We start from the raw sequence: 25,660 nt of genomic DNA, 5'->3' as shown, positions 1-25,660 counted from the left end.
TAACGCATTACTTGCGAACGACCACCAGCTTCTGGTTCACAAACTCTTTGATCCCCAGGTCCGACAGCTCTCGTCCGTAACCCGAACGTTTTACGCCGCCGAACGGCAGCTCTGCCGCAGTGTCGGTGAGCCAGTTGATGTACACCATCCCGGTCTCAATGCGCGACGCCATTTTCTTCGCGCGCTCAATGTTCTGGCTGAACACCGCGCCGCCCAGACCGTAGTGGGAATCGTTAGCCAGTGCGACCGCTTCGTCGTCGCTTTTCACCACGTAAACCTGCGCTACCGGACCGAAGAACTCCTCGAAGTACGCCGGGTTATCACGCGAGATATGCGTCAGGATGGTCGGCTCAAAGAAGCTTCCGTCACGCTGAACCGGCTTGCCGCCATGGTGCAGCTTCGCGCCATTTTTCACCGCCTCGTTAACCTGTTTAGTTAGCGTCTCCAGCGCGTCTTTGGACGACAAAGGCCCCAGCGTGGTGCTTTCGTCCAGCGGATCGCCAATTTTCACCTGCTTAAACGCCTCGGTGAATTTGCGCAGGAAGGCGTCTGCAATCTTTTCATGCAGGATAAAGCGCTTCGCCGCGGTACAGACCTGCCCGGCATTGTTCAGCCGCGCGTTAACGCCGATCTTCACGGCTTTATCCAGGTCGGCATCGTCCAGCACCACGAACACGTCGTTCCCGCCCAGTTCCAGGGTCGATTTTTTGAGGTGCTTCGCAGCCTGTGCCGCAACCACGCTACCCGCTTTTTCTGAACCGGTCAGCGCCGCCCCCTGTACGCGATCGTCGGCGATGATGTTCGCCACCTGTTCGGACGAGATAAACAGGTTGGTCCACGCCCCTTCCGGCGCGCCCGCTTCACGTACCAGCTGTGCAAAGGTCTCTGCACAGTGCGGCACGATGCTGGCGTGCTTGGCGATCACCGGGTTGCCCGCTGCCAGGTTTGGCGCCAGAACGCGCATCAGCTGATAGTACGGGAAGTTCCATGGCTCGACGGCCATCAGCACGCCGATGGGGTGATGTTCAACCCATGCTTCCCCGAGTTCAGAGTCATACTTCATCGGGGCCAGGAACTGCTTCGCGTTGTCCGCATAGTAGCGGGCGATTTGCGCGCACAGCTTCACTTCGCCACGGCTTTGTTCGATGAGCTTGCCCATCTCCTGACTGGCGATTTTCGCCAGATCCTCCACGCGTTCGTCGATCAGGTCCGCCAGCTTATGCAGCACCGGCAGGCGCTGGCTTATGTCGCCTTTCGCCCAGTCGGAGTGATAGAGCGCATCGGCTGCCTTCAGCGCCGCTTCAACGTCTGCGTCAGTGTGAGAGGGATATTCTTTGATGAGCTGGTTCGTGGCAGGATTTACTGTCTGGTAAGCCATATCGAATCTCCTTGTTTTACCGCTTAGGGTATTAAGGGTAGTCAATCTGACTGGCTTTGAAGGTAAAGTTGGGTATATACGGAGGGTTCTTAACAAGACGCTGCCAGGCGATGCGCAGACATGGTATAAAAAATGCTCATCAATGGAGTTCCTATGACCGATACCCGCCACATCCGCCAGACCTTTAACCGCGCAGCAGGCCTTGAGCTGCGCAGTACGTGGCAGAGCACCCGGGCATACAAACGTCATTGCCATCCACAGCTCTCCATCGGCGCGATTGTGGAAGGCCAGACCTGCTGCGTAAGTCACGGCAACGCGTACGTTCTTGATCCCGGTGATCTTATCGTGATCCCGGCTTATGCCCCGCACAGCTGCAACCCCGTTGTCGGGAAGCCGCGCAGTTACCATATGCTCTATATCGACACCGATCTTCCCCTGGCGCTACAGGTTATTCGCGATCCCACGCTCTTTAAGCACTTTCTTGCCGTTGTCGGGACGATGTCCTCCGCATCCGTGGAGACCCTGCTTTCTGCCCTTCCCCGTTGCGCGGGTGAGATGAATGCACCTCGCTCAACCAGCCAGCAGGTTCAGCAGGCGTTACTCTCCGACCTTGCCGCACCGCCTTCCCTTGACGAACTCGCCCAACGATTCTCACTGCGCAAGGAGACGCTGATCCGCACTTTCAGGCAGGATACCGGCCTGACGCCGGGCAGTTTCCTCAACATTTCGCGCGTGGAGTACGCCAAAGCGCGGCTGCGCGCGGGGGATGATATCGCCGACGTGGGCTACCAGAGCGGGTTTGCCGACCAGAGTCATTTTCATAAGACCTTCGTGAATTATACCGCTGCCACGCCGCGCCAGTACGCCACGGGCCGATCAATATCAGACAATAATCAGGATACGTAACGTCGTAAGGTGACCTCAGATTTGTCACTGAGGTCGCTATGGAACTGTTATTTCCCTCCGCCTTTCTTGCCCTGGCGCTGGCGCATTTTGTTGCCCTGTTAAGCCCGGGCCCGGATTTCTTCCTGCTGGTAGGCTACACCGCCCGCTACCGGCTGCGCGGCAGCGCCGGATTGTGTCTCGGCATCGCAGCAGGTAACGGGTTGTATATCTTACTGGTGATTATCGGCTGGAGCGCGCTGCGCCAGTTTGGGTGGCTGTTTACGCTTATCGAACTGTCCGGCGCGCTGTACCTGCTGTGGATTGGCTCGCATCTTGTGCGCAGCCGCCCGCAGCCGCTGGCGCTGGAAGAAACCCGCCAGCGCTGCCCTTCTCTGCGGAAGCAAATCCTGCTGGGGCTGGGTTCGGCGCTGTTAAATCCCAAAAACGCGTTGTTCTACCTGGCGCTAATGACAGCGTTACTCGGGCCGGACGTCACGCTGCTTCAGCAGGCGACCTGCGGCGTCTGGATGGTGATGGTGGTGCTGGTATGGGATCTGGCGCTGATATCGCTGATGGGGTTACCGGCGGTTCAGCGAAAGCTCAGCCGTTCGCTCTGGCTGATAGAGCGCACGGCAGGGGTGGTGTTGATGGGGTTTGGTGGGTGGGTGCTGTGGCGGGTAGTGGCAAATATCCTCTGAGAGAAAAGGCAGCCTGACGCTGCCTGTGTTATTTTTTGTTCTGATCGCGCAGCATCGCCTCGCGCAAAATGGCATTAAGCCGCGTCTGGTAACCTTTCCCTGGCCGTTTAAGCCACTCCATCACGTCGGCGTCAATGCGTACTGATGCCTGAGTTTTGAGCGGTCGATAGAATTTTCCCCGCACGGCACCGGCCCAGCGATCATCCTCCGTGGCCGGTATATCGCTGTAATCAATTTCCCTGTCGGGTTTATCCGCCAGCGCTTTGAGTTCAGCCTCCCGGCGGGCACTCACTTCCGGTGCACTACCGCGTTTATGTTTAACGATGCTCATAACGCCTCCTCTCTTTACGATCCGCTTTACGCGCACTGATGATACGTATGATTTCATCCCCGCTTTCAAAACGTACCGTGTGCGCGACCAGAATGACAATAACGCCCTGTACAAGACCAATGGTTTGCCAGCGAAACTCCCCGTTTTCATAACGATCCTGAACAGACAAATGGCAGGGATCGTCAAAAACCAGAACTGCATCTTCAAAACGAATGGCGTGTTTTTGCAGATTGCTTTTCGCCTTATTGCTATCCCACTCATACTCTATAGGCATAGTGTACCCTTCCCTGATTGTATATACAAAAAAGCATATACAAACAGAGCAGTATTTGAACAAAAAAGATAATGTTTTGATTTGATTTCTGAAGGAGCATTCCAGAAAGTGAGATGACTGGCCTCGTGCAGCTTTGCACTTTTCCCCCGTATCCCTCTATCCTTAACCCATGGAAAAACATACCGAACTCAAACGCGCCAAGCTTCTCGCGCTGTCGCTGCTGCTGATTGCCGTCGCAGCGTTTATCACCACCCTGTTCCTGCCGCAAACCTTCTGGGTGCGCGGCGTAAAGGCCATTGCCGAAGCGGCGATGGTCGGCGCGCTGGCGGACTGGTTTGCCGTTGTCGCGCTGTTCCGCCGGGTGCCAATTCCCTTTATCTCGCGCCATACGGCGATTATCCCGCGCAATAAAGACCGCATCGGCGACAATCTCGGCCAGTTCGTGCAGGAAAAGTTTCTCGATACGCAATCCCTTGTCGATCTTATCCGTCGCTACGAGCCCGCACAGATGATTGGGACCTGGTTCAGCCAGCCCGATAACGCCCGGCGCGTGGGGCAGCATCTGGTGCAGGTGATGAGCGGTTTTCTGGAACTTACCGACGATGGACGCATTCAGCGCCTGCTCAAACGCGCCGTCCACAAGGCTATCGACAAGGTCGATCTAACCGAGACCAGCGCCGTCATGCTGGAAAGCATGACCAAAAACAACCGTCACCAGGTGCTGCTGGACGCCATCATCAACCGCCTGATTACCCTGATTCAGCGGGAAAGCACGCGGGAATTTATTGCCGACCAGATCGTCCACTGGCTTAAGACCGAGCATCCGCGCAAGGCGATGGTGCTGCCCACCGAGTGGCTGGGCGATCAAAGCGCGGAGATGGTGTCGAACGCGGTGAACACGCTGCTGGACGATATCAGCCACGACCGCACGCACCAGATCCGTCAGGCGTTTGACCGCGCCACGATCAAGTTCATCGACAATCTGAAAAACGATCCGGAGATGACGGCGAAAGCCGAGAATATCAAACACTACCTGAAGAATGACGAAGCCTTTAACCGCTATCTGGGGGAAATGTGGGCTGACCTGCGCCAGTGGCTGAAAAATGACATGCAGAGCGATGATTCCCGCGTGAAGCAGCGTATCGCCAACGCCGGGCTGTGGTTTGGCGAAACGCTGACCAACGACGCCAGCCTGCGGGCGTCGCTGAATGAGCATCTGGAGCAGGCCGCGCACCGCGTGGCGCCGGATTTCGCCGCGTTCCTGACGCGCCATATCAGCGACACGGTGAAAAGCTGGGATGCCAAAGACATGTCACGCCAGATAGAACTCAATATCGGTAAAGATCTTCAGTTCATTCGCGTTAACGGTACCCTTGTGGGCGGAACAATTGGCCTGATCCTGTTTCTGCTCTCGCAACTGCCCGCCGTGCTGGGGCATTAATCCGCTTTTGGCGGCGCGATAACGTAGCGCGTCGCCTCGAAGCGGTTCAGGATCAGGTGCACCAGAAAGACCATCGTCAGCGTGATCACCAGCGCGAAGGTGACGGAGGTGATGCGGTACAGATCGCTGAACACCAGGTCGCTGTCCGGGTGCATGTTCTGCCCGAACATAATGCCGATGGTGGTGATACTGGCGAAGCCTACCCCGGCGCCGACCTTCTCCATTACGTGCAGACGCGCGCCAAACGCCAGTCCAAGGCCAATCAGCGGCATCATCAGCAGCATATGGCTGCTGTGATCGTAGAGGATAAGCTGGACGACAAGGATATAGAGACACCCCAGCACCACGCCGACTACGCGCCAGATGGAGCTGATAACCGAGCCGCGATAGTGCATCGGGAACAGGATCAGAATGCCCGCCATCAGCGCCGAAAGCGAATCGCTTAAGTCGCTCATCTGGAACACCACGAAAATCAGCGTCGCCACGGTGCCCGAGAGCAGAGACTCGTGGCGCACGCGGGCGTCATCTTTCTCGATCAGCGGCGGCGGCTTACGCGGCTCCACGTCCGGCAGCAGGTAGTTCATCAGCGCGCTCAGACACACCGCCATTACGCTCGCTTCGATGTTAGAGAATAAAAGCGTGTGCCAGTTGGTGGTGGGGTAGCTCATAAAGTTGAGCATCACGCTCTGGCAAACCACGCCCATCGAGCCGAACAGGAACAGCGGCCCCTTACTCATAAAGCGAAAACGCATCACGTACAGGGCAAACACCACCAGCGTCATAATGACCGGCCACTGGGACAGATAGCCGATGATAAACACCATTTCGATGCAGTTCAGCGAGGCGCTGAAGATAAACTGCTTCGCCACGTGGCGGTTAAACACCGGCACCAGCGAGAGCAGCATGATCGGATAGACCACAAAAAACACGCCGTAGCTGGTGTTGTAGAAACTCGAAATACTGAGCGCAATCATCCCGGCAAAGACGATACGCAGGGTCTGGCGAAAGTCGTTTGCCGTATAGACGATGTTGCCGTGCGGGGTAAATACCCGCGCCAGGGTGCTAATAGACATAGTGAAGCAGGCTCACCAGATGGATTTGCATCCCGGAGAAGAATCGCGCAAACGGCCCTTCGCTATTGTAGAGCTGCACGGTGGCGCGCGCGCCGGTCGGCAGCGACTTCGGTAAGGCTTCGTCCAGCGCCACGTGAATGCGCATACGCTGGGCATCACGCACCCAGCGGTTGGAGGTTTCCGGTTCAGAAAGTTGACCGTTTACGGCCTCCTGTCCGGCGAGGATCCCCGCGTCGCTGCTGGTGACGTGGGCACGGAAAACTTGCCCCGGGAAGGCGTCGAACACCACGGCGGCGTCGGTCCCCTGGTGGGTATGCCGCAGGCTCTTCTCGCGGAAATCCGCCACGATATCGATCCGGGTGTTCACCAGCGCCAGCGCAGCCGAACCGGACGAGGCGTAAAAACCGGGGCTTAATTGCAGGTTACTGACCGTGCCGTCCGCCTCGGCGTAGACCTTCGTCCAGCCAAGATTCAGCTCCGCTTCATCCAGCGCGTTACGGTATTTTTGCAGCGTCACGTTGCGGTGCTCATCCCGCTCGCCGCGCTGAATGCGCAGGTTATGAATATTCGCCTGAATCGAGCTGACGGACTGCTCGCTGCTCTGCCAGGTGGTACGGACCTTATCCAGATCCGCCTGCGACACGCTCTGCAAGGTACTCAGTTTCTGGTAGCGGTCGAAGGTAACTTTGTCATTACGCGCCGTCAGCACCGCGGTTTTCAGGCTGGCCTGCGCCGCGGCAATCTGCGCGTCCAGCTGATCGTTAGACAGACGCGCCTGTTCCAGCGCAATCTGCGCCGCTTCGACCTTATTGCGAAACGGCGTGGCGTCGAGCTCAAACAGCAGATCGCCTCTCTTAACCTGGCTATTGTTGTGGACATGTACCGCCGCCACATACCCGGAGACGCGGGCAGACACCGGGGTCACCACGCGCATCACGGTGGAGTCCGGCGTCAGCGGGATCCAGATATCCGCGACGATAAAGTAGACAAACATCAGCAGGAAAGAGGCAATACTCACCCTTACCCAGCGGGCAAACTTTTGTTCAGGAGTCATTATTTTTCGGTCTTATTATCTTCTTCGCGGATTGTCCGCAAATTGCAGGCGATTTGATTGAGTGTGGCGCTGAAAATATCGAGATGTTCCGGCGCGATGTTTTGCGATACGCGCGCCTGATACGTCTCAATCACCTGAGAGAGCCTTTCAAGAATGGCTTTTCCCTCAGGCGTCAGCGTCAGCAGCCGGATACGCTTGTCATACGGCGAGACGGTGCGCAGCAGGTAGCCCTGCTTTTCCAGCTGTGTCAGCGTACGCATTAGCGGAGGCAGTTCAATCCCCTGCACTTCCGCCAGCTCGCTGACCGAGACGTTATCCCCGAGTTGATGAAGCTGCATCATCACCGTCCAGCTCGACTGGGTTAACCCGGTGTCGAGAATGGCGTCGTCGATGACTGCGCGCCACTGACGCACGATCATCGCCATCCGCATGCCCATCGGCCTGCGGCTAAACAGATCTTCTTCACTCATGGGGAATCCTCTCGTAGTACGCCATTACGATAATAGTTATCAGGGTAAGTATCAAGAAACGAGAAGTTAAAGCGCAGGAATTGCGAAACGATGTTCTCCCTCTCCCTGTGGGAGAGGGTCGGGGTGAGGGCATCAGCCCGCAACGGCGTTTAGCGGCTAAAATGCTTCCTGACGGCACTTTTCCCCGAAGCCGTCACCACCACCTCCCTATACCCCGCCACCCGCTGGATCCAACCTTTGCTTCCCATGTGGATGAGCAGCGCCGCGCCGGCCTCTCCCCCCAGATGAAACCGCCGCTCGCTCCAGTCCAGGCAGGCGCAGCACGCCTTGCGACGGGTATTGGGATTTAACGGAATACCAAGCTTCAGAAACTGCTCGCGGCCATGTAGCGTGAGCGCTGAACCGTCTGCCTCAAGCCAGCCTTCCGCCTGCATGAATTCATAGATATGCACCGCCACCGTTCCGGCAAGATGGTCGTAGCAGGTTCGTGCTTCGCGCAGGGCTTTTGGCGCGGAGGTTTCCGGCGGCGTGATGCGGCTCCAGGAGAGCCCCATCATCTGCTCGACAAGCGCCGCCACGTCGTGTCCCGCCAGGCGATAGTAGCGATGCCGCCCCTGAGACAGGCAGGTAATCAACTTTCCCTCCACCAGCCGCGCGAGATGCCCACTGGCGGTCGACGGCGCAACGTCTGCCGCCACGCTCAGCTCTGTAGCCGTCCACGCCCGCCCGTCCATCAGAGCACAGAGCATCTTCACGCGCGACGGATCGGCCATTGTAGCCGCTACAGCGGCAATGGCCTGTTCCAGCGCCGCCGCAATTTCACCCTGCTCGCCGGGCCTGTTGTCGAAAATCACATGAACGTCATACATCCGCGTGCCCTCCCGTTTCGGAGCTGTACTCCCGCATCAGCTGCGCCACGCGAATACGGTAGAAAGAAAAAATCGACTCCCGTCCTTCGGCCTGCGCCGCCTGATGAAAGACGTTCTGCTTCCAGCGGCGGACGGCCTCTTCATCCCGCCACCAGGAAAGGGACAGGATTTTGCCGTCGGTCGTCAGGCTCTGGAACCGTTCGATATCAATAAAGCCGTCGATATCGGCCAGCACAGGCTTAAGCTCTGCGGCAAGTTGAAGATAGCGCGCCTGATGCGCCGGTGCAGCTTTGGCTTCGAAAAGGACTGCGATCATGAAGGTCTCTCCGTTGTGATGTTGGGGAGAGAATGCAGAATGGAGAGATACAATGCTTCGGTATGGAGCGAAGTGTTTGCCGGATGGCGCTGCGCTTATCCGGCCTACGGTGTTTTGTAGGCCCGGTAAGCGTAGCGCCACCGGGCAGGGTTTAACCCACAATCGACCTCGGCTCCATAAACGCCCGAATCCCCCACTCGCCATCGTCACGTCCCGCCAGGCTTACGGGCGCTGGTGGCGATAATCCGCGAGCGCGGGATTACTCCAGGTTAGCCTTGTTCAGCCCATATGCCGCATCCAGCGAGCCCGGCTCCATGCGGGAGGTAATGCCCAGGCGGTTCCAGGCGTTGATCGCTACGATGGCGAAGTTCAGCTCTGAAATCTCCACGTCCGAGAAGTGCTCCGCCACGCTGCGGTACAGCGCGTCGCTCACGCCGTGAACGCCAATCTGGGTCAGCGCTTCGGTGAAGGCCAGCGCGGCTTTCTCGCGGGCGCTGAACAGCGGCGAATCGCGCCATGCCGCCAGATGGTACAGGCGCAGCTCGCGCTCGCCGGCAATTTTGGCCTCTTTCGAATGCATATCCAGGCAGAAGGTACAGCCGTTCAGCTGCGAGACGCGAATGTCGATCAGGTGCTTCAGCGCCGGATCAATGGAGGTTTTCGCCACTTCCATGCTCAGGGCGGAAAGCGCGTTGGCGAGTGCAGGTGTGGCTTTGTGGTGGTTTACGCGGGTGCTCATTGTCTTTCCTCTTTTTTGTGCGGTTTTTATCATGCGATGAGGCAAATCTACGCCGTTAATGACATAGTAAAAAGACACAAAAAACCTGAAATGAGGTAGGACATGAAGCCAGGCTATCACGACATTTATACCCGCTATCGCGATAACATCACGCGCGGCGTACTGAAGCCCGGCGACAAAGTGCCTGCCATCCGCGTGCTGGCTGAAGAGCTTAAGGTCGCGCGAAAAACCGTTGAAACAGCCTATGCCATTCTGACGGGGGAAGGATATCTGGTAAGCCAGGGCGCGCGCGGCACGCGGGTGAATCCGGATCTTCTGCTGCCCGCGCAAAACGCCCCGGCAGAACAAGCGACCGGCACGCTGCCGGCGTCGTTGATTAGCCAGCGCGAACGGGCCGGTTTTCTGCGCCCCGGCATTCCCGCGCTCAACAGCTTCCCCTATAAAAAATGGCTGCTGCTGGCAGGCCAGGCGACGCGCGCCATGCGTCAGGATGAAATGCTCAACCCGCCGGTGCTGGGCTGGTATCCGCTGCGCGAGGCAATTGCCCGCTATCTCAATATCTCGCGCGGGTTGTCCTGCACCGCAGAACAGGTGCTGATCACCAGCGGCTACAGCGGCAGCCTGCGCCTGATCCTCGACACGCTCGCCAGCCGCAGCGATAAGGTGGTATTTGAGGATCCGGGCTACTTTATGGGCCAGCAGTTGCTCAAGCGCATTGTGCCCCGCCTGCACACCGTGCCGGTCGATCGCGCAGGGATGGATACGGACTACCTGCTGCGTAATCACCACGATGCCCGCTTCGCCATCGTTACCCCGTCGCACCAGAGCCCGCTGGCGGTGACGCTCTCCCTGCCGCGCAAGCAGCAGCTGCTCGACTGGGCGTCACAAAACGAGGCGTGGATTATCGAAGATGACTATGACGGCGAATTTCACTACACCCGCAAAGTGCTGCCGTCGTTGAAAAGCCTCGACCAGCATGACAGGGTGATCTTTATGGGCACCTTCAGCAAAACCATCATGCCTTCACTGCGCATGGGCTACGTGGTGATGCCCGCCAGCACCGTCGGCGCGTTTACCGACAGCGCGGACATCCTCACCAGCGGCCAGCCGGTGCTGACACAAAAGATCCTCACTGCCTTTCTCAACGAGGGGCATTTTTTTCGGCATCTCAAGAAGATGCGCGCGCTCTATCAAACCCGCCGCGACTGGATGATTGCCGCCCTGCGTGAGGTCTATGGCGATCTGTTCTTCACCGAGCAAAACGACGGTGGAATGCATATTGTCGCGTTCCTCGCAAAGGGAAGCGCTGACCGGGAGATCGCCCGCTGCTGGCAGGAACAGCAATTGCAGGTCAATGCGCTTTCGGCGTGGTATCGCGGGTCGGGCAAACGCTACGGGCTGGTGATGGGCTATAACAACGTGCGGTCATATCAGGAGGCGGTTGAGCTGCTGGAAAGGCCGAAACGGCAGACGCTTGCGCTGTTGAGCTGAAAACCGCCGGGTGGCGGCTGCGCCTTACCCGGCCTACGGTCTCCTGTAGGCCCGGTAAGCGTAGCGCCACCGGGCAACCCTATGCTCACACATCATATCGCGATAACCCGACGTCCTTGAGCTGCTCGTCGCTCATCTGGCTCAGAATACGGCGGGTACGGTTGATGCGATACCAGTTACGCAGCGTTTTCGCTATCCAGACAAACGCGATAAACGGACGTTTTGAACGATTCTCGTAGAATTCCATGATGCTCTCCTCGCTGTGCCAGTGGAGTTATCATCATGGAAAACGGCCAGTACAATACAGATTCAAAAACCGCTTTTGTTTACCATACAGATCCGCTAAAACGGTATCTGCATGGTGGTTTACCCATCAATCTGTACTGGTTTAATGCTCTGTATGGTGAAAAAAAAGGATACAGCATGACGCGCTATCAACATCTGGCCAACCTCCTGGCGGAACGTATCGAACAAGGGCTGTATCGCAGCGGTGAACGTCTGCCGTCGGTACGCACGCTGAGCCAGGAGCACGGCGTGAGCATCAGCACCATACAGCAGGCCTACCAGATCCTCGAAAACCGCCAGCTGATTACGCCTCAGCCGCGCTCCGGCTATTTTGTCTCGAAACGCAAAGCCCAGCCGCCCGTCCCGGCGATGACGCGCCCGGTACAGCGCCCCGTGGACGTCACCCAGTGGGACGAAGTGATGATGCTGCTGGACGCCCGCGCCGACAAAGAGATGATCTCCTTTGGCGGCGGCTCACCGGACATTAACCAACCGAGCCTGAAGCCGCTGTGGCGTGAGATGAGCCGCATTGCGCAGCATAATCCGGGCGAAATGCTGAGCTATGACGTGCTCGACGGGCGCCTGGAGCTACGCGAGCAAATCGCCCGTCTGATGCTGGATGGCGGCTCCACCGTGGCGGCAAACGAGATTGTCATCACCAACGGCTGCCACGGCGCGCTGTCGATCGCTCTGCTCTCGGTGTGCAAGCCGGGTGACATCGTGGCAGTCGAGTCACCATCGTTTCACGGCACCATGCAGATGCTGCGCGGCTTTAACATCAAGGCCATTGAAATTCCCACCGATCCCGAGACCGGGATCAGCATCGAGGCGTTAGAGCTGGCGCTGGAGCAATGGCCGATCAAGGCGGTGATCCTGGTGCCGAACTGCAATAACCCGCTCGGGTTTATCATGCCGGAGTCTCGCAAGAAGCAGGTCTTAGCCCTGGCACAGCGGCACGATATCGTGATTGTTGAGGATGACATTTACGGCGAGCTGGCGGCGGAGTACCCGCGTCCGCGCACCATTCATTCTATGGACATAGATGGCCGCGTGCTCTTATGCAGCTCGTTTACCAAAACCGTGGCGCCGGGCCTGCGCGTCGGCTGGATCGTGCCGGGGCGCTATTACGACCGGGTGATGCACATGAAGTACGCCGCGGGCGGGTTTAACGTGCCGGGCACGCAGATGGCGGTGGCGGCGTTTATTCGCGACGGCCATTACCATCGCCACGTGCGCCGTATGCGTCAGATTTATCAGCAGAATATGGAAACCTATACCTGCTGGGTGCGGCAGTATTTTCCGGCAGAGATATGCGTCACCCGCCCGCAAGGAAGCTTCCTGCTGTGGGTTGAGCTGCCGGAGACGGTCGATATGGTGTGCGTCAGCAAGCAGCTGTGCCGTCTGAAGATCCAGGCTGCGGCCGGGTCTCTGTTTTCTGCCTCCGGGAAGTACCGCAACTGCCTGCGGATCAACGTGGCGTTGCCGCCGACGGAGAAGAACCGCGAAGCGCTGAGGAAGATGGGCGAGGCAATTGTGATTGCGATGGAGGAGTAGTGCGGCCTGTTGCCCTCACCCCAACCCTCTCCCAAAGGGAGAGGGTGGAAACCGCCACCGGGCAATGGTCAACGACTCAGAACTTCCACGAAACGCTGCCCACAATGCTGCGTTCTGCACCGAAGTAGCAGTAAGAGAGCGAGTTACACGCCGCGACGTAGCTTCTGTCCGTCAGGTTATTGACGTTCAACTGCGCGCTCACGCCCGTGAGCCCCACTTTCGACAGGTCATACCCCACGGTCATATCCACCAGCGTGTACGACGGAAGCGTATGGGTGTTCTGGCGATCGCTGGCGATCCCGTTGACATAGCGCACGCCGGAGCCGACGGTCAGGCCATCCAGAGGGCCGGTTTTGACGTCGTAACTCAGCCAGGCGCTGGCCATGTTACGCGGGGCATAAACGGCGCGCTTGCCCTCCTCTTCCGGGCTGCTCTTCTTGTAGCGAATATCCGTGTAGGTGTACGCGGCCTGCATACGCAGGCTGTCGGTCAGCTGACCAATCGCCTCCAGTTCAACGCCTTCGGATTCGATTTCACCGATGGAACGGTACGGATCGGTCGGCTCCTCTTTAGTGGCAATGTTCTTCTGGTTAATGCGGAACACCGAGGCGCTGAACTGGCTGTTCATCCCCTCCGGCTCATACTTCACACCCGCTTCCCACTGCTTGCCCTTCATCGGATCCAAAATGTTGCCCTGCTCGTCGGCAAAGCTGGTCGGCGTAAAGGCGGTAGAGTAGCTGACGTACGGCGCGACGCCGTTATCAAACAGATACAGCAGCGCCGCGCGGCTGCTGAAGTTATTTTTATCCAGATCGCTGCGGGTGTGGTTGAAGTTGTCGACGTTCGACACGCTCACCTGGTCGTAACGCCCGCCCAGCGTGAGGCGCCAGCGGTCAATGGACATCTGATCCTGTAGGTAGTAGCCGGTCTGGCGCAGCTTGTGTTTTTCCCTGCTGTACTGGGTGATGTAGTCCGGCTTCGCGCCGTAAACAGGATGGAAAGCGTCAATCGGCGGGAAGCCGCCGTAGTAGCCAGTGACGTTGTTGGTGCGGTCCTGGTAGTCCATGCCGATCAGCACGCGGTGGTTTACCGCCCCGGTATCGAAGCTGCCGTCGACCTGGTTATCCAGGGTGATGGCGTTCATCTTCTCGTCGGAGCCGGAATAGCCGCGGTTCAGCTCGGTGTCATTCAGCCAGCCTGCGGCATACACCTGGTTCAGCTCGACTTTGGTGTGCAGGTAGCGCAGCTTCTGGCGCACGGACCAGCCGCTGTCAAACAGGTGCTCGATGTTATAGCCGACCATGTTTTCCCGACGATCGTACTTGTCGTAATCGTCCTCGCCCTCGAAGAAGGTGTTGGAGATTTTCTTACCGCTGTGCGGTACAACGGTGCCCTCATATGGCAGGCCGGAGTGGCTGCCGCCTTCCGGATCGCGGTGCAGGTAGGCCATTAGATCCAGACGGGTGTTGTCGGTGATACGCCAGGTCAGGCTCGGCATCAGGGCGTAACGCTCTTCCTTCAGCGGATCGAACTGGGAATCGGCATAGCGGGTCATCCCGCTGAGGCGCACCGCCACGCGGTCGTTATCATCAACCGGGCCAGTGACGTCGAACATCGCCCCACGCTGGTTATTGTTACCGGCGAAGAGCTTGATCTCCCCGCCAGGATCGAACGATGGCTTACGGGAGGTGAGCGCCACAATCCCGCCCGGCGATGAGCGGCCATAGAGCACGGAGGCCGGACCGCGCACGACTTCGATACTGTCCAGGAACCACGGGTCAACCACCAGCGAGCTGTGGGAGTTGGTGTCGCCCATCATCTTCAGGCCGTCGAGGTAGACGTTGTCCAGGCTGCCGTCCGAGAAGCCGCGCAGCACCATGTAGTCAAAGCGGTTTGACGCCCCGATCTGGTTGCTGTAGACCCCCGGCGTGTAGCTCACGGCCTGACGCACGCTGGTTGCGCCCTGCTCTTCGAACTGCTCGCGAGTGACGATAGAGACCGACTGCGGGGTTTCAATATCCGGTGTTTCAAGCTTGGTGGCCGCAGACTGCATCTGCGAGGTCACCACCACGGTGTCAGTTTTTTGGGCATCCTGCGCCAGTAAAGGAAAAGCAACGCTACCGGTAACCCATCCCACCAGCAGTGCCAGACGCGATTTAACAAACATAACCCTCTCCAGAGATATTTCTTATTGTTAATAAGAATTATTACCTTTTTGAGAGTGCAAACGGCTATGCGTGCCGCCAGGTTACGTATGCGCGATGCTAAACCACACGGAATGCATTCGCGCGACAGGAGAAATTACGTTAGCGGAGTTTGCGCACGTCCCCCGGTGAAATCCCGTAATGACGACGAAACGCGGTGGCAAAGTTGGTGGCATGCTGATACCCGCACATCCAAGCCGCCTGCTGCACGCTGTGGCCTTCCAGCAGATAGCGGCGCGCCAGCGCAAGGCGACAGTCGCGAAGGTAATCGAAGAGCGTGCAGCCGTAGCGCTGACGGAACTTGCTGCGCAGGCTGCTTGGGCTCATTGCGGCAAGGGCTGCCAGCTGCGCGAGAGTATGATCCCGTTCAGGAGACTGTTCCAGCAGGCTCCGCACGCGTTCAAGACGCGCATGCTCAGGGCGGCCTGGGCAAGGCTGCTGGCGCTGGTTGAGGCCATGGCCGAGCAGCTGATACATCAGCCCCTCCAGCAACAGCTTGCGTGAGAGCACGCTTCCCCCCTGCCGCTGCGCATGCAGAATACCTGACATCACAAACTCGGGAACCTGCCAGACAAACGCGGGTGCATTCAGGCTTTGCCATTCCAGAAGCAATGACTCAAGCAGGGCTTCACGTCCGGCATCGTGCGGGTAGACGCCAAACGAGAGCGTTTTCAGCGTGCTGTCGGCATCGTGACGCGCGCTCATCACCTGATCTTCACTCAGACGTGAGCTGAACGCCATGCCCGGGCGGACGGGATAATTGATACCATTGAGCGTGAGCGTCACGCACCCTTCCAGCACCACCAGCATATAGAGCGGGCTGCTGTGGCGAGAGGTGGTTTCATAGGGCTGTAATACACGTACGTCGGAGTGGGTCAGCGAAATGCCGGACGAGAGCATCATCTCTTCAACATTCCCCTGCAACACGGGGCTACCGCTGACCTGCGCCTCTTTTAACTGGGGGAAACGGTAGTCGATGCCGTAGCGCTCGCCGAATACCTGAAAATCTTCAACAAAAAATATGCGTTTCGCTGATCTATTTTCACTCTGGAGCATCATTTGGGGCCTGCATCGGGGAAAGGACAGGCAAAACAGTACCATCCATTTGTAATGGCAGCAATCACCGGGCGCAGACACTATTACGCTCCGGACGAAGCCGGAGCGAAGGCATATATTTCCTTGCGAGAAATATATTTATGCTTCCTGCCACTCAGCAAAAACCTCTTTATGGTTTTTGGTCAGGACAACTTTATTATCTTCGACCTTATCAACCCAGCCGAGAGGAATAAAGTGGTGCTTGCCGCCCGATTCCGGATCGCTCTTCGCAAGCTTGATACGCTCACCATCAAGATGGTCCACAACCCCGACGTGCGTTCCGCAGCTGGCGACAACCTGAGTGTGATCCTTAATTGCGCTTTTATCTACCATAATTATTCTCCTGTTTCGGTTATTTGCCTGTTGCACGAAATTAACTGTAGCGCATAAATTCAGGCTTAAACGTCTTATTAGCATTTTGAAACATCATTGACAGAACCGAATATTAAGTCTACTTAACGCCGAAATGAAAAAATAAGAATGAGATGAATTATTACCGACTGATTATTTCCCGTTCATAATTAAATTATCGCAACCAACGAGGAGGTATTTATGACGATTCGCAATAATCGGGCAGAAATTTCACTGGCTCTTGGTGAAGCGGTTTTAGACATCGTGCAAAAAGGCCATGAAGTATCGCGAGAAAATCTTGCCCGGGCGATGAAAATCAAAGCGGAGAAAGAGCGCGACGATGAGCGGCTTCTTAACTACTGGAAGGCCTGTAATATGCTGGTCTGAACCTGGCGGCGTTTAGCCTGACTAAACGCCGCCTGCTGTTACTCGTCGAAGAACCAGTAGCCCTGGTTAATCAAACCGGTCAGCTCTTCCACAAACGCCGGATTATTCAGCGCATCGCCCAGCTCAGCCTGGCCGAGCTCGGTGAAGCGGCACAGCGCGTCCGCCCCGTTCACATCCGCCGTTTCCAGCTGTTCGCTGTTGATAAAGACGCTGCCGTTGATGTTCAGCACGCGCAGCCCGCTCAGGCGGGAGAGCGTTTCGCCCCCTTGCAGCGCGTCGAGCACCTCTTCTGCGGAATACGGCGGCTCGGCGGCGGCAATATCCAGCTCGTGACGCGGCGTGGAGACGAAGCTGCCAAACCATTTCGTAAAATCATCTGGCTTGCTAATCATGTCGATCATCATCTGGCGAATGCGATCGAGCTCGTACTGCTCCACGCGGCCAGGGTGTTCGCGGCAGGTCAGATCCGGATCGCTGTAATGTTCGCCGCCCAGATCGTTCTCCAGCGCGTAGTCGGCAAAGCTGCTGATCAGATCGCGACCGTTCGGCCCGCGGAAACCGACAGAGTAGTTGAGCGCGGTTTCATGGGTGAAGCCGTCATGCGGGAATCCAGGCGGAATGTAGAGGATATCGCCCGGGGCCAGATCTTCGTCGATGATCGGCTCAAACGGATCGACATGCAGCAGGGCCGGATGCGGACAGAACTGACGCATCGGCAGCTTGTCCCCCACGCGCCAGCGGCGGCTGCCCATCCCCTGGATAATAAACACATCGTACTGATCGATATGCGGCCCAACGCCGCCACCCGGGACGGAGAAGGAGATCATCAGGTCATCAAGACGCCAGTCCGGCAGGACGCGGAACGGACGCACCAGCTCTGCTGCGGGCATATGCCAGTGGTTCACCGCCTGCGCCAGCAGGGACCAGCCGGTTTCACCGAGGTTATCGAAATGCTCAAACGGGCCATTGCTCGCCTGCCACTTGCCGTTAGCATGGCTTACCAGGCGGCTATCAACTTCCGGCTCCATCGCCAGACCCGCCAGTTCATCAGGGGTAATGGGGTCGACAAAATTCGGGAAGGCATTTTTCAGCACAACGGGTTGTTTTTGCCAGTATTTTTCAAGAAATTCCGGCCAGTTCAGGTTCAGTTGATACGCCATGGATAGCACCAGTGAGAGGGGAGACAGGCGCGATTATAGAAGAGACAGCGAGGGGGGAACTTGTCATGGGTCAATCGAGCGCGCGTAGGTCGGGTAAGGCGAAGCCGTCACCCGACGCACACGCGGGCTTAAACTTAATCCAGGTTCAGCTCGTCATAATGGGTAATCAGTTTACCCACGATGCCGTAGTCCAGCGCTTCCGCCGGTGACATCCAGAAGTTACGGTCGGTGTCTTTCTTCACTTTCTCCAGCGGCTGGCCGGTGGCGTCAGCAATCAGCTTGTTCACGCGCTCCAGCATGCGGATGATCTCGCGCGCTTCGATTTCGATATCCGTTGCCTGACCGCGCACGCCGCCCAGCGGCTGGTGGATCATAAAGCGGGTATTCGGCAGAGCGTAGCGGTGCTCTTTTTTCGCCGCCAGGAAGATGGTGATCCCGGCGCTCGCCACCCAGCCGGTGCCGATCACATGCACTTCCGGACGGATAAACTTAATGAAGTCGTGGATGGTGTCGCCCGCTTCTACGTGGCCGCCCTGACTGTTGATGTACAGCTTGATCGGATCGTTGCTGACGCTTTGCAGCAGGATCATCTGAGTGATGACCTTCTGGGCCAGCTCCTGGTTAATCTCTCCGGAGATGACAATCGAACGGGATTCCAGCAGTTTTTGCTGTAGAGCGCCCGCGCCGTTTGTTCCTTCCGCTTTTTCCTTGTCGCTTTCTTTCAGTGTGTAGTGCATTGTTGTTTCCTCAGCTTGTCGCGCTCAAAACCAGAGTGTAGCCTGTTTTACCGGTGAAAGTCCTCACAGACAAATAACGAGGGATCTTATGAATATTGCACATGTCGCACTCTGGACCCGCAGCCTGGACGCGCAGGTTCAGTTCTGGGAAACGGTGTTTGGCGGCCGCAGTAATGACCGCTACGTCAGCAAAAATCGTCCGGGGTTTAAATCTCACTTTATTACCCTGGATGACGGGCCGACCATCGAGCTGATGACGCTGCCGGGCCTGCCCAGTGCACCTTCGCACCCGGAATTTATCGGCTGGGCGCATATCGCCATCAACGTCGGCAGCAAAGCGCAGGTGGACAGTATGGCAGCGCAGGCGCAGGCAAGCGGCTCCCTGCTCAGCGCCCCGCGTATGACCGGGGACGGTTTCTATGAAGCGGTGATTGCGGACCCGGACGGCAACCGTATTGAGCTTGTCGGTGCATAAAAACAGCGTTTCGTTCCTTCATCGCCTCCGCTCCAGCTCGCTATACTTCATATGGTTATCATATTGCTAAATGATAATGATATTTAATGTGTTAAGATGAAAGTCAGCATAAACAGTCTCTTACGTAGCCATAGTGACTGTTTACATCCTCGACATTTAAATCAACACCGGGGCGGTGAATGGAACACATTGTTTATGTGGTTGATGACGATGACACAGTCAGGCAGTCCGTTGTCAGGCTGTTGGAATCTGCGGATATACATGCCCTTGGCTTTTCCTCAGCAGAGGCCTTTCTCAGCCATCCCTTTGAAGATCTGCCCTCCTGCGTGATCCTCGATATGCAAATGCCCACGATAACCGGGTTTGATGTCGCAGATGCGCTGAAAGACAGCGGGCGGGAAATACCGATCATCTTTCTCACCGGCCACGGCACCATCCCTATGTCCGTCCGGGCGATCAAAGGCGGGGCCTACGAATTTCTCACTAAGCCCGTTGAATCCAGCGCGCTCATCGGCTCCATCGAATCCGCGCTCAGGCTGGCACAGCACAACGCCGCCCGCGTCAAAGAGCACTACGCCCTGAAACAGCGCCATCTGTCCCTCACGCCGCGCGAGCATAAGGTGCTTGAGCTGGCCGTCAGCGGCAAGCTCAACAAGCAGATCGCCGCCGAGCTGGGCGTCAGTGAGATTACGGTGAAAGTGCACCGCCGCCGGGTGATGGAGAAAATGCAGGTCCGCTCCGTGGCTGAACTGGTCAGGGCCGTCGAGCGCCTGACCAAACATCAGCCAGCGGAATAACCGTTACATCTCCTGTCCGGCAAGCGGCAACGCGAAGGTAAACACCGTGCCGTACGGCTCTCTGCGGCGCGCGCTCAGTTTCCCCCGGTGCCGTTCAATGATGCTGGCGCTGATGGTCAGCCCCATGCCCATTCCCTGCGCTTTGGTCGAATAGAACGAGTCAAAGATCCGCTCGGTGAGCTCCGGCTCAATGCCGCTGCCGGTATCGGCGATCTCGAAGATCACCTTCCCCTCGGCGCAGTTCGCGGTGGAGATCGTGATGCTGCACGGGCGATCCGTCACTTCCGCCATCGCTTCCATCGCATTCATCACCAGGTTAAGCAGCACCTGCTGGATCTGCACGCTGTCGCCGATGATAAAGCTGTCGTCAGCGTTCAGAAGATAATCAACGCTTATGTGTCGCAGCTCAAGTTCGCTGCGGGAAAGCATAATGATGTGGTGGATCAGGAAGTGCAGATCGATTCGCGTAAACGTGGGGTCCTGTTTGCGCGTCAGAGACTGAATGCTGCGGATGATCTCCCCTGCCCGCTCGCCCTCGGCGGCGATCTCCTCCAGCCCCTCGCGCACTTTGTCCAGCCGCGCCGGATCGCGGTTGAGCCAGCGCAGGCTTGCGCCGGCGTTCGAGACAATCGACATCAGCGGCTGGTTGATCTCGTGCGCGATCGAGGAGGTCAGTTGCCCGACGGTAGTGGCTCGTGAGACCCGCGCCAGATCCGCCTGCGCCACCCGCATCGCATCCTCCGCCGCCCGCTGGCTGGTGATGTCGGTAATGATGCCGTAATACTCATTCACCTCGCTGCCCACCCCCACCGGATCGCCAATCCCGAGGAGGTAACGAACGGAGCCGTCGGTGCGGATGATGCGAAACTCCGCGCGCATCGACAGCCCGTCACGCACGCTCTGATTAACGAGGGTGCTGATCCGGCCATAATCATCCTCATGCACGAAGGTCAAAAACTCCGCCATTGAGATCATCTTTTGCTGCTCCGGCAGGCCAAGGATACGGGCGTATTCTTCGGACATAAACATCAGATCCTGCACCAGTTCCCAGCGCCAGCTGCCGGTATGGCTGATCTGCTCGCCCAGCATCAGTGAGGTCTGGCTGGCGCGCAGCTCTTTCTCCACCCGTCGGCGCTGGATGTTTTCCGCCAGCAGCTCGGCGTAGAGCCGCGCCGTCTCCAGCGAAACCGCCGCCTGCGCGCCCAGCAGGCTGACCACGCGCGAATGTTCGGCGGTAAACACCTCCGGCATCAGGCGGTTTTCCAGATACAGAATCCCCACCAGCCGCGCCTGTTTGAACATCGGCACGCACATCACGGCGGCGCCGGACGTCACCAGATACGGATCCTGGCTGAACGGGTGGAACTCCTCCGGTTTGCCGGTGCGGATCTCCTGCCCGGTGCGGATCACCGCGGCCAGCACCGACAGCGGCATGTCCGTCGCCATCGGTGACGCTTTCAGGATGCGCACCCGCACGCCGTCGGTACTGGTCCAGGCGCTGGCTTCAATCTCCGGGATGTGATTATCGCTGACACGCAGCAGCAGGCCACGCTGCGCCCCGGCCCGTTCAAGCAGCAGCGTCATCAGGTTTTCGATTAAACGTTCAAGGTTGATCTCTTCGGATAAGGCGCGTGAGGCTTTGATGACGCTCTGTAAATCGCGGATCACCTCGTTCTGGGCAAACGCCGCCGTGTCATACGCGCGGCTCTGCCCGGAGGCCAGCAGATGGGGGAAATCCTGCTCCAGCTGGCGCACCTTGGCCTGCGCCCCGACGCGCCCCCAGGCGGCAATCGCGCCGCGGAAATGGGCGTCGGAGGCGGTCGGGTAGCCGCAGGCCAGCGAGAAACGCCCGGCCAGCTCGTGCGCCAGGGCATTGATCGGGTTAAACCCGCCCTCCCGCGAGAGTCGCACCGCTTTTTCATACTGCTCCAGCGCGATGCTGTTCATGCCGTCCAGACGGACGATTTCGGCATAAATCAGCGCCTCTTTATCGGCAAATGTGCCCGGATTGATCCGCGCCCAGAGGGCTATTTTGTCGTAATGGTGATGAATACTGCGGCGATAATCCGCCGAAAAGGTTTCCGGCGTGAGCTGGCGGGAGAGCGCCAGCGCGCTGTAAAAATGGTAATCCAGCAGATGAATATGACCCGGCGCGGACCACGCATACCAGCCCGCCATTTCTAAATCCGCCTGTGCGTCGGCGTATTCGCCGCAGGAAAAGTGCGCCATCCCGCGATAGAGCCAGTACCAGAAGAGCATGGTCGAGGTCTGCTCGGGCGCCTGCTCCGGCGGCGCGGGCAGCAGATCGTCAGGCAGCGCCTGGGCGGCGCTCCATGGGCCCGTCACCGGCGTGCGTAAAAACTCCACGTAGCGGCGCTGAATGTGCAGAACGGTTTCAATGTCCTGGTAATCCGTTTTGCGCACAAAGGCCAGACCGCGATCGATGCTGGTCAGCACGCCATCCAGATGATCGCCCCGGGAGAGGAAGTTAATGATCTGATGACAGGCCGCGAAGCAGGCCATCGTCATGTCGCCGTGGGTCACCGCTGAGGTAAAGCAGGCCTTGGCGCACTCGATAGTGTACGACAGCGGCTGGGTCCAGACGCTGAGCTGGTCGAGCGGCAGCAGAGTTTTGGCTTCATAGGCATCATAGCCGTGGCGGTTCACCAGCTCACGAGCCAGCGTGCCGTACTCAAACCCGAGACGGTATTCGGCGTAGCGGTGGCCAATCAGCACGCCAAACCAGGCCATCGCCGTGGTGGAAGCACCGGTTATGCCGTGATCGAGCGTGAGGTGCATCATCCGGCACAGGAGTAAAAAGTGCAGGCGCGGGCAGGTAAAGCTGGCGAAAATACTGGCGCTGTAAAGCAGGTTCATCACCGCTTCGGTCTCTGCGTTCTCCATCAGCTTAAGCTGAGAAAACGGGTTCTGCGGCGCGTCGGCGGTGCGTTGACAGAACTGCTGCCAGGCCTCGTCACATTCGGCATTTTCCGGGTAGCGGCTGATCTGGATCCCGAACACGCCCAGCCAGCATAACGACGCCTCCAGCGCCAGGCGGATCTCCGACTGGCGCATATAAACTTCCGCCAGCAGGTTGGCGGCCAGCGCTTTCTCCGTCAGCCCGCCCGGTGAACCGAGGATCGCATCGCACAGCGCACGCGTGCGCTCCAGGTGTCCGAGCGCAAACTCACAGCCCGCCTCTTCGATATCCAGCATAAAGTCCGAGACCGGGCCCGCATTCCCCAGCGCTCTGGCGGTCTGGATATAGCTTAAGGCGGAAAGGTAATCGCCGGTACGCTTCGCACGCCGCGCGGCCTGAAGGCTCAGCTCCCGGAATCGCTGCCGCTGGGGTGCAGGCTGGATGCAGTCCAGCGCGGCGCTGACGTGGTGAACCGCGCGGAACAGCAGTTCGTTGCCCGCCGTCTGCCGCGCGGCATCCGCCAGCAGGCTGGCGGTGGTCAGGTGCAGATGGCTTTTCTCGCCCTCATCCAGCAGGGCAAAGGCGGCTTCCTGCACCCGATCGTGGGTAAAAGCGTACTCTTTCTCCGTCAGCACAATCAGCTGAGCGGTCACCGCCGGATGAAGCGCGTAGCGGATTTCCGCCGCCGACCGCCCCACCACGCGGCACAGCATCTCCAGCTCGCCCGTGCAGCCGAGGCAGGCGATGCTGCCCAGCAGGCGGCGCGTCTCGTCGGGCATCTCCTTGAGCTGTTCAAGCACCAGCGTCACCACGTTCTCGGTGTAGTGCCGGGCGCGGATGGCCTGGAGATCGTAATGCCATTTCCCCTGATATTTGTTGTGCACCACCAGTCCGTCATCGACGATGCGGCGGAAAAATTCCTGCACGAACAGCGGGTTGCCGCCGGTTTTTTCATGGATCAGCGTGGCAAGATCGGCGGTACCGGTACTGCGGGCATGAAAAATCCCCCCGAGCCAGCGCGCCACGGCCTTCACCGACAGCGGCTGCGGCACGATCGTCGTGGCGTGTTGCGCCGCCTCCGGCAGGCTCGCCAGCGCGGTCTGCAAGGTGGGCTCAGAAAGCGAACTGAGATCGCGGTGCGCCACCACCACCAGCAGCGGGATGGCGCCGCAGGCGCGCAGCAGGTGATCGAGCGTTTGCAGGCTGGCGGCGTCGATCCACTGCACATTATCCAGCAATAGCACCAGCGGCGCGCCCTGGGTGGCGAAGGTTTTCACCAGCGCCAGCATCATATGGCTGAAGCGCGCCCGCGCGTCGATGGAAAAGGTATCCGCAGAGAAACGCGGTTTGTTCTCAAGGAGTAAATTCAGCTCCGGCACCAGGCTAACGGCCAGCTCCTCGAAGCCTTCCAGCGCGCGCGATAGGCGGATTTTCCACGTCGCTACCTCCCCGGCTGGCAGCCCGAGCAGGTGCAGCGTGAGCGTCCGAAACGCCGAACTCAGCACGCCGTAGGGCAACGTGGGAGAATATTGATCGACCTTGCCCACCGCCAGCAGCACCTTGCGCTGTTGCAGCGATTTCAGCGTGGTGGCGATCACGGAAGATTTGCCGATCCCCGAAGGCCCCCCAATAGTCACCAGTTCCGGCGCACCGCTCTGGCTGACCCGCTCAAACGCGGCGATGACGTCGCTGGCCTGCGGATGCGCAGAGAAAAGCGAATCGGCAAGATGGATCGCCGGAGAGCGATCCTGCTGGCCGGGAATAAAGTCGACGATCTCACCTTCGGCGGTCAGCGTCGCCTGGCAGCGCCTGAGGTCGGCAATCAGCCCGTCGACGGTCTGATAGCGATTCTCCGGATTCTTCTCCAGCAGCTTAAGGATAATGGTCGACAGCATGCCGGGTACGTCCGGGCGCACCCGCCCCGGCGCAAGCGGCTCAGAGGCAATGTGGTAATGCGCCCAGTTGGTCTGGTCATCAGCGCTCAGTTCAAACGGCAATCGCCCGGTCAGAAGTTCATAAAGCACGATACCCAGACTGTAGAGATCGCTCCGGCTGTCGACGGCGCGCCGGGTACGCGTGGTGTGTTCCGGTGACATGTAGGCGGGCGTGCCGCCAGACGCGGCAAGCCGTGACTGGGTGAACGCGTCGGAGGTGCCGCAGGAAAGACCGAAGCTGCAAAGACGGCAGGTGGCGTCGTGATGAACGAAGAACGCCCCGGGTTTGATATCGCCGTGGATCAGGTTGTGCAGATGCATCTGGCGCAGGGGACCGCAGATGCGGATCGCCATTTCGATAAAGCGGGCGATCCCGGAAATCGCCTTACCTGCCCGGCACGCCAGCAGTTCAAAGCAGAACGGCGCGTAGACCAGCGCAAAACGTCCACGGTACTGGGTTGAAGCGACGGGCCGGATAGCCCAGCCGTCATGAAGCCGATCGCGCAGGGCAAACTCGTTTTTCAGCAGCCGGGTGGCCCGCTCCTCTTCTTCATCGCTGACCGCGGTGGCAATAATAAACGAACCGCCGGACTGGGGATGCCGCCCGTTCATCCAGGAGATGCCGCCCTCCTGCGCCAGCACGGTAAAAATGACATCCTCTTTCAGAACAAAAGCCCGCCCTTCATGGAGACTTCCCCGGGCGGGCCAAAATGCAGGCGACGTATGTTCGTTCATCCGCGAT

At 58.5% G+C, this 25,660-nt stretch carries 23 protein-coding genes and 1 pseudogene; 8 read left to right on the top strand and 16 right to left on the bottom strand.

The features are described 5' to 3' along the window. Positions 1-7: 7 nt before the first annotated feature. A complete protein-coding gene (locus tag ACJTMZ_RS11870) occupies positions 8-1,378 on the bottom strand; it encodes an aldehyde dehydrogenase family protein (RefSeq protein ID WP_252010795.1) in 1,371 nt (456 codons plus the stop codon). A gap of 153 nt (positions 1,379-1,531) precedes the next feature. Between ACJTMZ_RS11870 and ACJTMZ_RS11865 the strand changes: the two genes are divergently transcribed. Together ACJTMZ_RS11865 and ACJTMZ_RS11860 are read left to right on the top strand one after the other, a co-directional pair. Further along, positions 1,532-2,284 carry an AraC family transcriptional regulator gene (locus tag ACJTMZ_RS11865; RefSeq protein ID WP_015572582.1) on the top strand — a complete coding sequence of 251 codons (753 nt, stop codon included), beginning with the start codon at positions 1,532-1,534 and terminating at the stop codon, positions 2,282-2,284. A gap of 38 nt (positions 2,285-2,322) precedes the next feature. Further along, a complete protein-coding gene (locus tag ACJTMZ_RS11860) occupies positions 2,323-2,961 on the top strand; it encodes a LysE family translocator (RefSeq protein ID WP_047364772.1) in 639 nt (212 codons plus the stop codon). Positions 2,962-2,989: 28 nt separating this feature from the next. On the opposite strand, the gene ACJTMZ_RS11855 is transcribed toward ACJTMZ_RS11860, so the two are convergent. Beyond that, entirely contained in the window at positions 2,990-3,292 is a 303-nt protein-coding gene (locus ACJTMZ_RS11855) for a BrnA antitoxin family protein (protein WP_017694570.1), read from the bottom strand. After that, positions 3,279-3,566, bottom strand: a complete 288-nt coding sequence (locus ACJTMZ_RS11850) for a BrnT family toxin (RefSeq protein WP_015572580.1) — start codon at positions 3,564-3,566, stop codon at positions 3,279-3,281. The genes ACJTMZ_RS11855 and ACJTMZ_RS11850 overlap by 14 nt, the downstream gene beginning before the upstream one ends. 169 nt (positions 3,567-3,735) lie before the next feature. Here ACJTMZ_RS11850 and ACJTMZ_RS11845 point away from each other — a divergent pair, with 169 nt between their 5' ends. Continuing rightward, positions 3,736-5,007 (top strand): DUF445 domain-containing protein, encoded by a 1,272-nt coding sequence (locus ACJTMZ_RS11845; RefSeq protein ID WP_015572579.1) that lies wholly within the window; start codon positions 3,736-3,738, stop codon positions 5,005-5,007. Here ACJTMZ_RS11845 and ACJTMZ_RS11840 read toward each other — a convergent pair. The 6 genes from ACJTMZ_RS11840 to ACJTMZ_RS11815 form a co-directional block, all read right to left on the bottom strand. Further along, positions 5,004-6,080 (bottom strand): DUF2955 domain-containing protein, encoded by a 1,077-nt coding sequence (locus ACJTMZ_RS11840; protein ID WP_252010794.1) that lies wholly within the window; start codon positions 6,078-6,080, stop codon positions 5,004-5,006. The two genes, ACJTMZ_RS11845 and ACJTMZ_RS11840, sit on opposite strands and share 4 nt — an antisense overlap. Beyond that, entirely contained in the window at positions 6,070-7,137 is a 1,068-nt protein-coding gene (locus ACJTMZ_RS11835) for an HlyD family secretion protein (protein ID WP_026080654.1), read from the bottom strand. The genes ACJTMZ_RS11840 and ACJTMZ_RS11835 overlap by 11 nt, the downstream gene beginning before the upstream one ends. Then, on the bottom strand, positions 7,134-7,604 hold the full coding sequence (locus tag ACJTMZ_RS11830) for a MarR family winged helix-turn-helix transcriptional regulator (RefSeq protein ID WP_015572576.1): 471 nt from the start codon (positions 7,602-7,604) through the stop codon (positions 7,134-7,136). The genes ACJTMZ_RS11835 and ACJTMZ_RS11830 overlap by 4 nt, the downstream gene beginning before the upstream one ends. A 149-nt stretch (positions 7,605-7,753) precedes the next feature. Next, on the bottom strand, positions 7,754-8,473 hold the full coding sequence (locus tag ACJTMZ_RS11825) for an ArsR family transcriptional regulator (RefSeq protein WP_252010793.1): 720 nt from the start codon (positions 8,471-8,473) through the stop codon (positions 7,754-7,756). Further along, complete coding sequence (locus tag ACJTMZ_RS11820) at positions 8,466-8,789, bottom strand: antibiotic biosynthesis monooxygenase (protein ID WP_252010792.1); 324 nt, start codon at positions 8,787-8,789, stop codon at positions 8,466-8,468. Before ACJTMZ_RS11820 ends, ACJTMZ_RS11825 begins: the two co-directional genes overlap by 8 nt. Before the next feature lie 259 nt (positions 8,790-9,048). Next, a complete protein-coding gene (locus ACJTMZ_RS11815) occupies positions 9,049-9,528 on the bottom strand; it encodes a carboxymuconolactone decarboxylase family protein (RefSeq protein ID WP_252010791.1) in 480 nt (159 codons plus the stop codon). 102 nt (positions 9,529-9,630) lie between these two features. On the opposite strand from ACJTMZ_RS11815, the gene ACJTMZ_RS11810 reads away from it, so the two are divergent. Further along, a complete protein-coding gene (locus tag ACJTMZ_RS11810; RefSeq protein WP_017383868.1) occupies positions 9,631-11,019 on the top strand; it encodes a PLP-dependent aminotransferase family protein in 1,389 nt (462 codons plus the stop codon). 85 nt (positions 11,020-11,104) lie between these two features. On the opposite strand, the gene ACJTMZ_RS11805 is transcribed toward ACJTMZ_RS11810, so the two are convergent. Then, complete coding sequence (locus ACJTMZ_RS11805; RefSeq protein ID WP_015572572.1) at positions 11,105-11,266, bottom strand: DUF1127 domain-containing protein; 162 nt, start codon at positions 11,264-11,266, stop codon at positions 11,105-11,107. A gap of 176 nt (positions 11,267-11,442) precedes the next feature. Here ACJTMZ_RS11805 and ACJTMZ_RS11800 point away from each other — a divergent pair, with 176 nt between their 5' ends. Beyond that, entirely contained in the window at positions 11,443-12,858 is a 1,416-nt protein-coding gene (locus ACJTMZ_RS11800; protein WP_032668118.1) for a PLP-dependent aminotransferase family protein, read from the top strand. 76 nt (positions 12,859-12,934) lie between these two features. Here the strand turns inward: ACJTMZ_RS11800 and foxA are convergent, their stop codons facing one another. The 3 genes from foxA to ACJTMZ_RS11785 form a co-directional block, all read right to left on the bottom strand. After that, positions 12,935-15,043 (bottom strand): ferrioxamine B receptor FoxA, encoded by a 2,109-nt coding sequence (foxA, locus tag ACJTMZ_RS11795; protein WP_103557149.1) that lies wholly within the window; start codon positions 15,041-15,043, stop codon positions 12,935-12,937. A 121-nt stretch (positions 15,044-15,164) separates the two neighbouring features. After that, a complete protein-coding gene (locus ACJTMZ_RS11790) occupies positions 15,165-16,121 on the bottom strand; it encodes an AraC family transcriptional regulator (protein ID WP_015572569.1) in 957 nt (318 codons plus the stop codon). A gap of 135 nt (positions 16,122-16,256) precedes the next feature. Continuing rightward, the gene (locus ACJTMZ_RS11785; protein WP_003863067.1) at positions 16,257-16,490 is read right to left on the bottom strand and encodes a DUF2171 domain-containing protein; all 234 of its coding nucleotides are present in this window, start codon (positions 16,488-16,490) and stop codon (positions 16,257-16,259) included. Positions 16,491-16,709: 219 nt separating this feature from the next. Between ACJTMZ_RS11785 and ACJTMZ_RS11780 the strand changes: the two genes are divergently transcribed. Further along, on the top strand, positions 16,710-16,895 hold the full coding sequence (locus ACJTMZ_RS11780) for a hypothetical protein (protein ID WP_015572568.1): 186 nt from the start codon (positions 16,710-16,712) through the stop codon (positions 16,893-16,895). A gap of 38 nt (positions 16,896-16,933) precedes the next feature. Here ACJTMZ_RS11780 and ACJTMZ_RS11775 read toward each other — a convergent pair whose 3' ends face one another. After that, on the bottom strand, positions 16,934-18,055 hold the full coding sequence (locus ACJTMZ_RS11775) for a cupin domain-containing protein (protein WP_015572567.1): 1,122 nt from the start codon (positions 18,053-18,055) through the stop codon (positions 16,934-16,936). A 134-nt stretch (positions 18,056-18,189) separates the two neighbouring features. Continuing rightward, a pseudogene (locus ACJTMZ_RS11770) lies at positions 18,190-18,795 on the bottom strand (ATP-dependent Clp protease proteolytic subunit); the annotation flags it as partial. An 85-nt stretch (positions 18,796-18,880) separates the two neighbouring features. Between ACJTMZ_RS11770 and ACJTMZ_RS11765 the strand changes: the two are divergent. Together ACJTMZ_RS11765 and ACJTMZ_RS11760 are read left to right on the top strand one after the other, a co-directional pair. Then, positions 18,881-19,267: a VOC family protein gene (locus ACJTMZ_RS11765; protein ID WP_015572565.1), complete on the top strand. Its 387-nt coding sequence runs from the start codon at positions 18,881-18,883 to the stop codon at positions 19,265-19,267. A 179-nt stretch (positions 19,268-19,446) separates the two neighbouring features. Continuing rightward, the gene (locus tag ACJTMZ_RS11760) at positions 19,447-20,064 is read left to right on the top strand and encodes a response regulator (RefSeq protein ID WP_252010790.1); all 618 of its coding nucleotides are present in this window, start codon (positions 19,447-19,449) and stop codon (positions 20,062-20,064) included. Positions 20,065-20,067: 3 nt separating this feature from the next. Here the strand turns inward: ACJTMZ_RS11760 and ACJTMZ_RS11755 are convergent, their stop codons facing one another. Then, positions 20,068-25,653 (bottom strand): AAA family ATPase, encoded by a 5,586-nt coding sequence (locus tag ACJTMZ_RS11755; RefSeq protein WP_252010789.1) that lies wholly within the window; start codon positions 25,651-25,653, stop codon positions 20,068-20,070. Positions 25,654-25,660 lie beyond the last annotated feature (7 nt).

Source organism: Enterobacter sp. DN, from assembly GCF_046054285.1.
Classification (GTDB): domain Bacteria; phylum Pseudomonadota; class Gammaproteobacteria; order Enterobacterales; family Enterobacteriaceae; genus Enterobacter; species Enterobacter hormaechei_C.
Note: the sequence above shows the minus strand (reverse complement) of the source record. Positions and strands in the feature narration are given on the sequence as shown.

What these genes read in the sequence shown, in the direction of transcription:
- ACJTMZ_RS11760 (WP_252010790.1), top strand. Translation starts at nt 19,447, where the DNA reads ATGGAACACATTGTTTATGTGGTTGATGACGATGACACAGTCAGGCAG.
- ACJTMZ_RS11775 (WP_015572567.1), bottom strand. Translation starts at nt 18,055, where the DNA reads ATGGCGTATCAACTGAACCTGAACTGGCCGGAATTTCTTGAAAAATAC.
- ACJTMZ_RS11810 (WP_017383868.1), top strand. Translation starts at nt 9,631, where the DNA reads ATGAAGCCAGGCTATCACGACATTTATACCCGCTATCGCGATAACATC.
- ACJTMZ_RS11860 (WP_047364772.1), top strand. Translation starts at nt 2,323, where the DNA reads ATGGAACTGTTATTTCCCTCCGCCTTTCTTGCCCTGGCGCTGGCGCAT.
- ACJTMZ_RS11870 (WP_252010795.1), bottom strand. Translation starts at nt 1,378, where the DNA reads ATGGCTTACCAGACAGTAAATCCTGCCACGAACCAGCTCATCAAAGAA.
- ACJTMZ_RS11840 (WP_252010794.1), bottom strand. Translation starts at nt 6,080, where the DNA reads ATGTCTATTAGCACCCTGGCGCGGGTATTTACCCCGCACGGCAACATC.
- ACJTMZ_RS11820 (WP_252010792.1), bottom strand. Translation starts at nt 8,789, where the DNA reads ATGATCGCAGTCCTTTTCGAAGCCAAAGCTGCACCGGCGCATCAGGCG.
- ACJTMZ_RS11785 (WP_003863067.1), bottom strand. Translation starts at nt 16,490, where the DNA reads ATGGTAGATAAAAGCGCAATTAAGGATCACACTCAGGTTGTCGCCAGC.
- ACJTMZ_RS11780 (WP_015572568.1), top strand. Translation starts at nt 16,710, where the DNA reads ATGACGATTCGCAATAATCGGGCAGAAATTTCACTGGCTCTTGGTGAA.
- ACJTMZ_RS11865 (WP_015572582.1), top strand. Translation starts at nt 1,532, where the DNA reads ATGACCGATACCCGCCACATCCGCCAGACCTTTAACCGCGCAGCAGGC.
- ACJTMZ_RS11755 (WP_252010789.1), bottom strand. Translation starts at nt 25,653, where the DNA reads ATGAACGAACATACGTCGCCTGCATTTTGGCCCGCCCGGGGAAGTCTC.
- ACJTMZ_RS11855 (WP_017694570.1), bottom strand. Translation starts at nt 3,292, where the DNA reads ATGAGCATCGTTAAACATAAACGCGGTAGTGCACCGGAAGTGAGTGCC.
- ACJTMZ_RS11845 (WP_015572579.1), top strand. Translation starts at nt 3,736, where the DNA reads ATGGAAAAACATACCGAACTCAAACGCGCCAAGCTTCTCGCGCTGTCG.
- ACJTMZ_RS11800 (WP_032668118.1), top strand. Translation starts at nt 11,443, where the DNA reads ATGACGCGCTATCAACATCTGGCCAACCTCCTGGCGGAACGTATCGAA.
- ACJTMZ_RS11825 (WP_252010793.1), bottom strand. Translation starts at nt 8,473, where the DNA reads ATGTATGACGTTCATGTGATTTTCGACAACAGGCCCGGCGAGCAGGGT.
- ACJTMZ_RS11765 (WP_015572565.1), top strand. Translation starts at nt 18,881, where the DNA reads ATGAATATTGCACATGTCGCACTCTGGACCCGCAGCCTGGACGCGCAG.
- ACJTMZ_RS11815 (WP_252010791.1), bottom strand. Translation starts at nt 9,528, where the DNA reads ATGAGCACCCGCGTAAACCACCACAAAGCCACACCTGCACTCGCCAAC.
- ACJTMZ_RS11805 (WP_015572572.1), bottom strand. Translation starts at nt 11,266, where the DNA reads ATGGAATTCTACGAGAATCGTTCAAAACGTCCGTTTATCGCGTTTGTC.
- ACJTMZ_RS11850 (WP_015572580.1), bottom strand. Translation starts at nt 3,566, where the DNA reads ATGCCTATAGAGTATGAGTGGGATAGCAATAAGGCGAAAAGCAATCTG.
- ACJTMZ_RS11790 (WP_015572569.1), bottom strand. Translation starts at nt 16,121, where the DNA reads ATGATGCTCCAGAGTGAAAATAGATCAGCGAAACGCATATTTTTTGTT.
- ACJTMZ_RS11830 (WP_015572576.1), bottom strand. Translation starts at nt 7,604, where the DNA reads ATGAGTGAAGAAGATCTGTTTAGCCGCAGGCCGATGGGCATGCGGATG.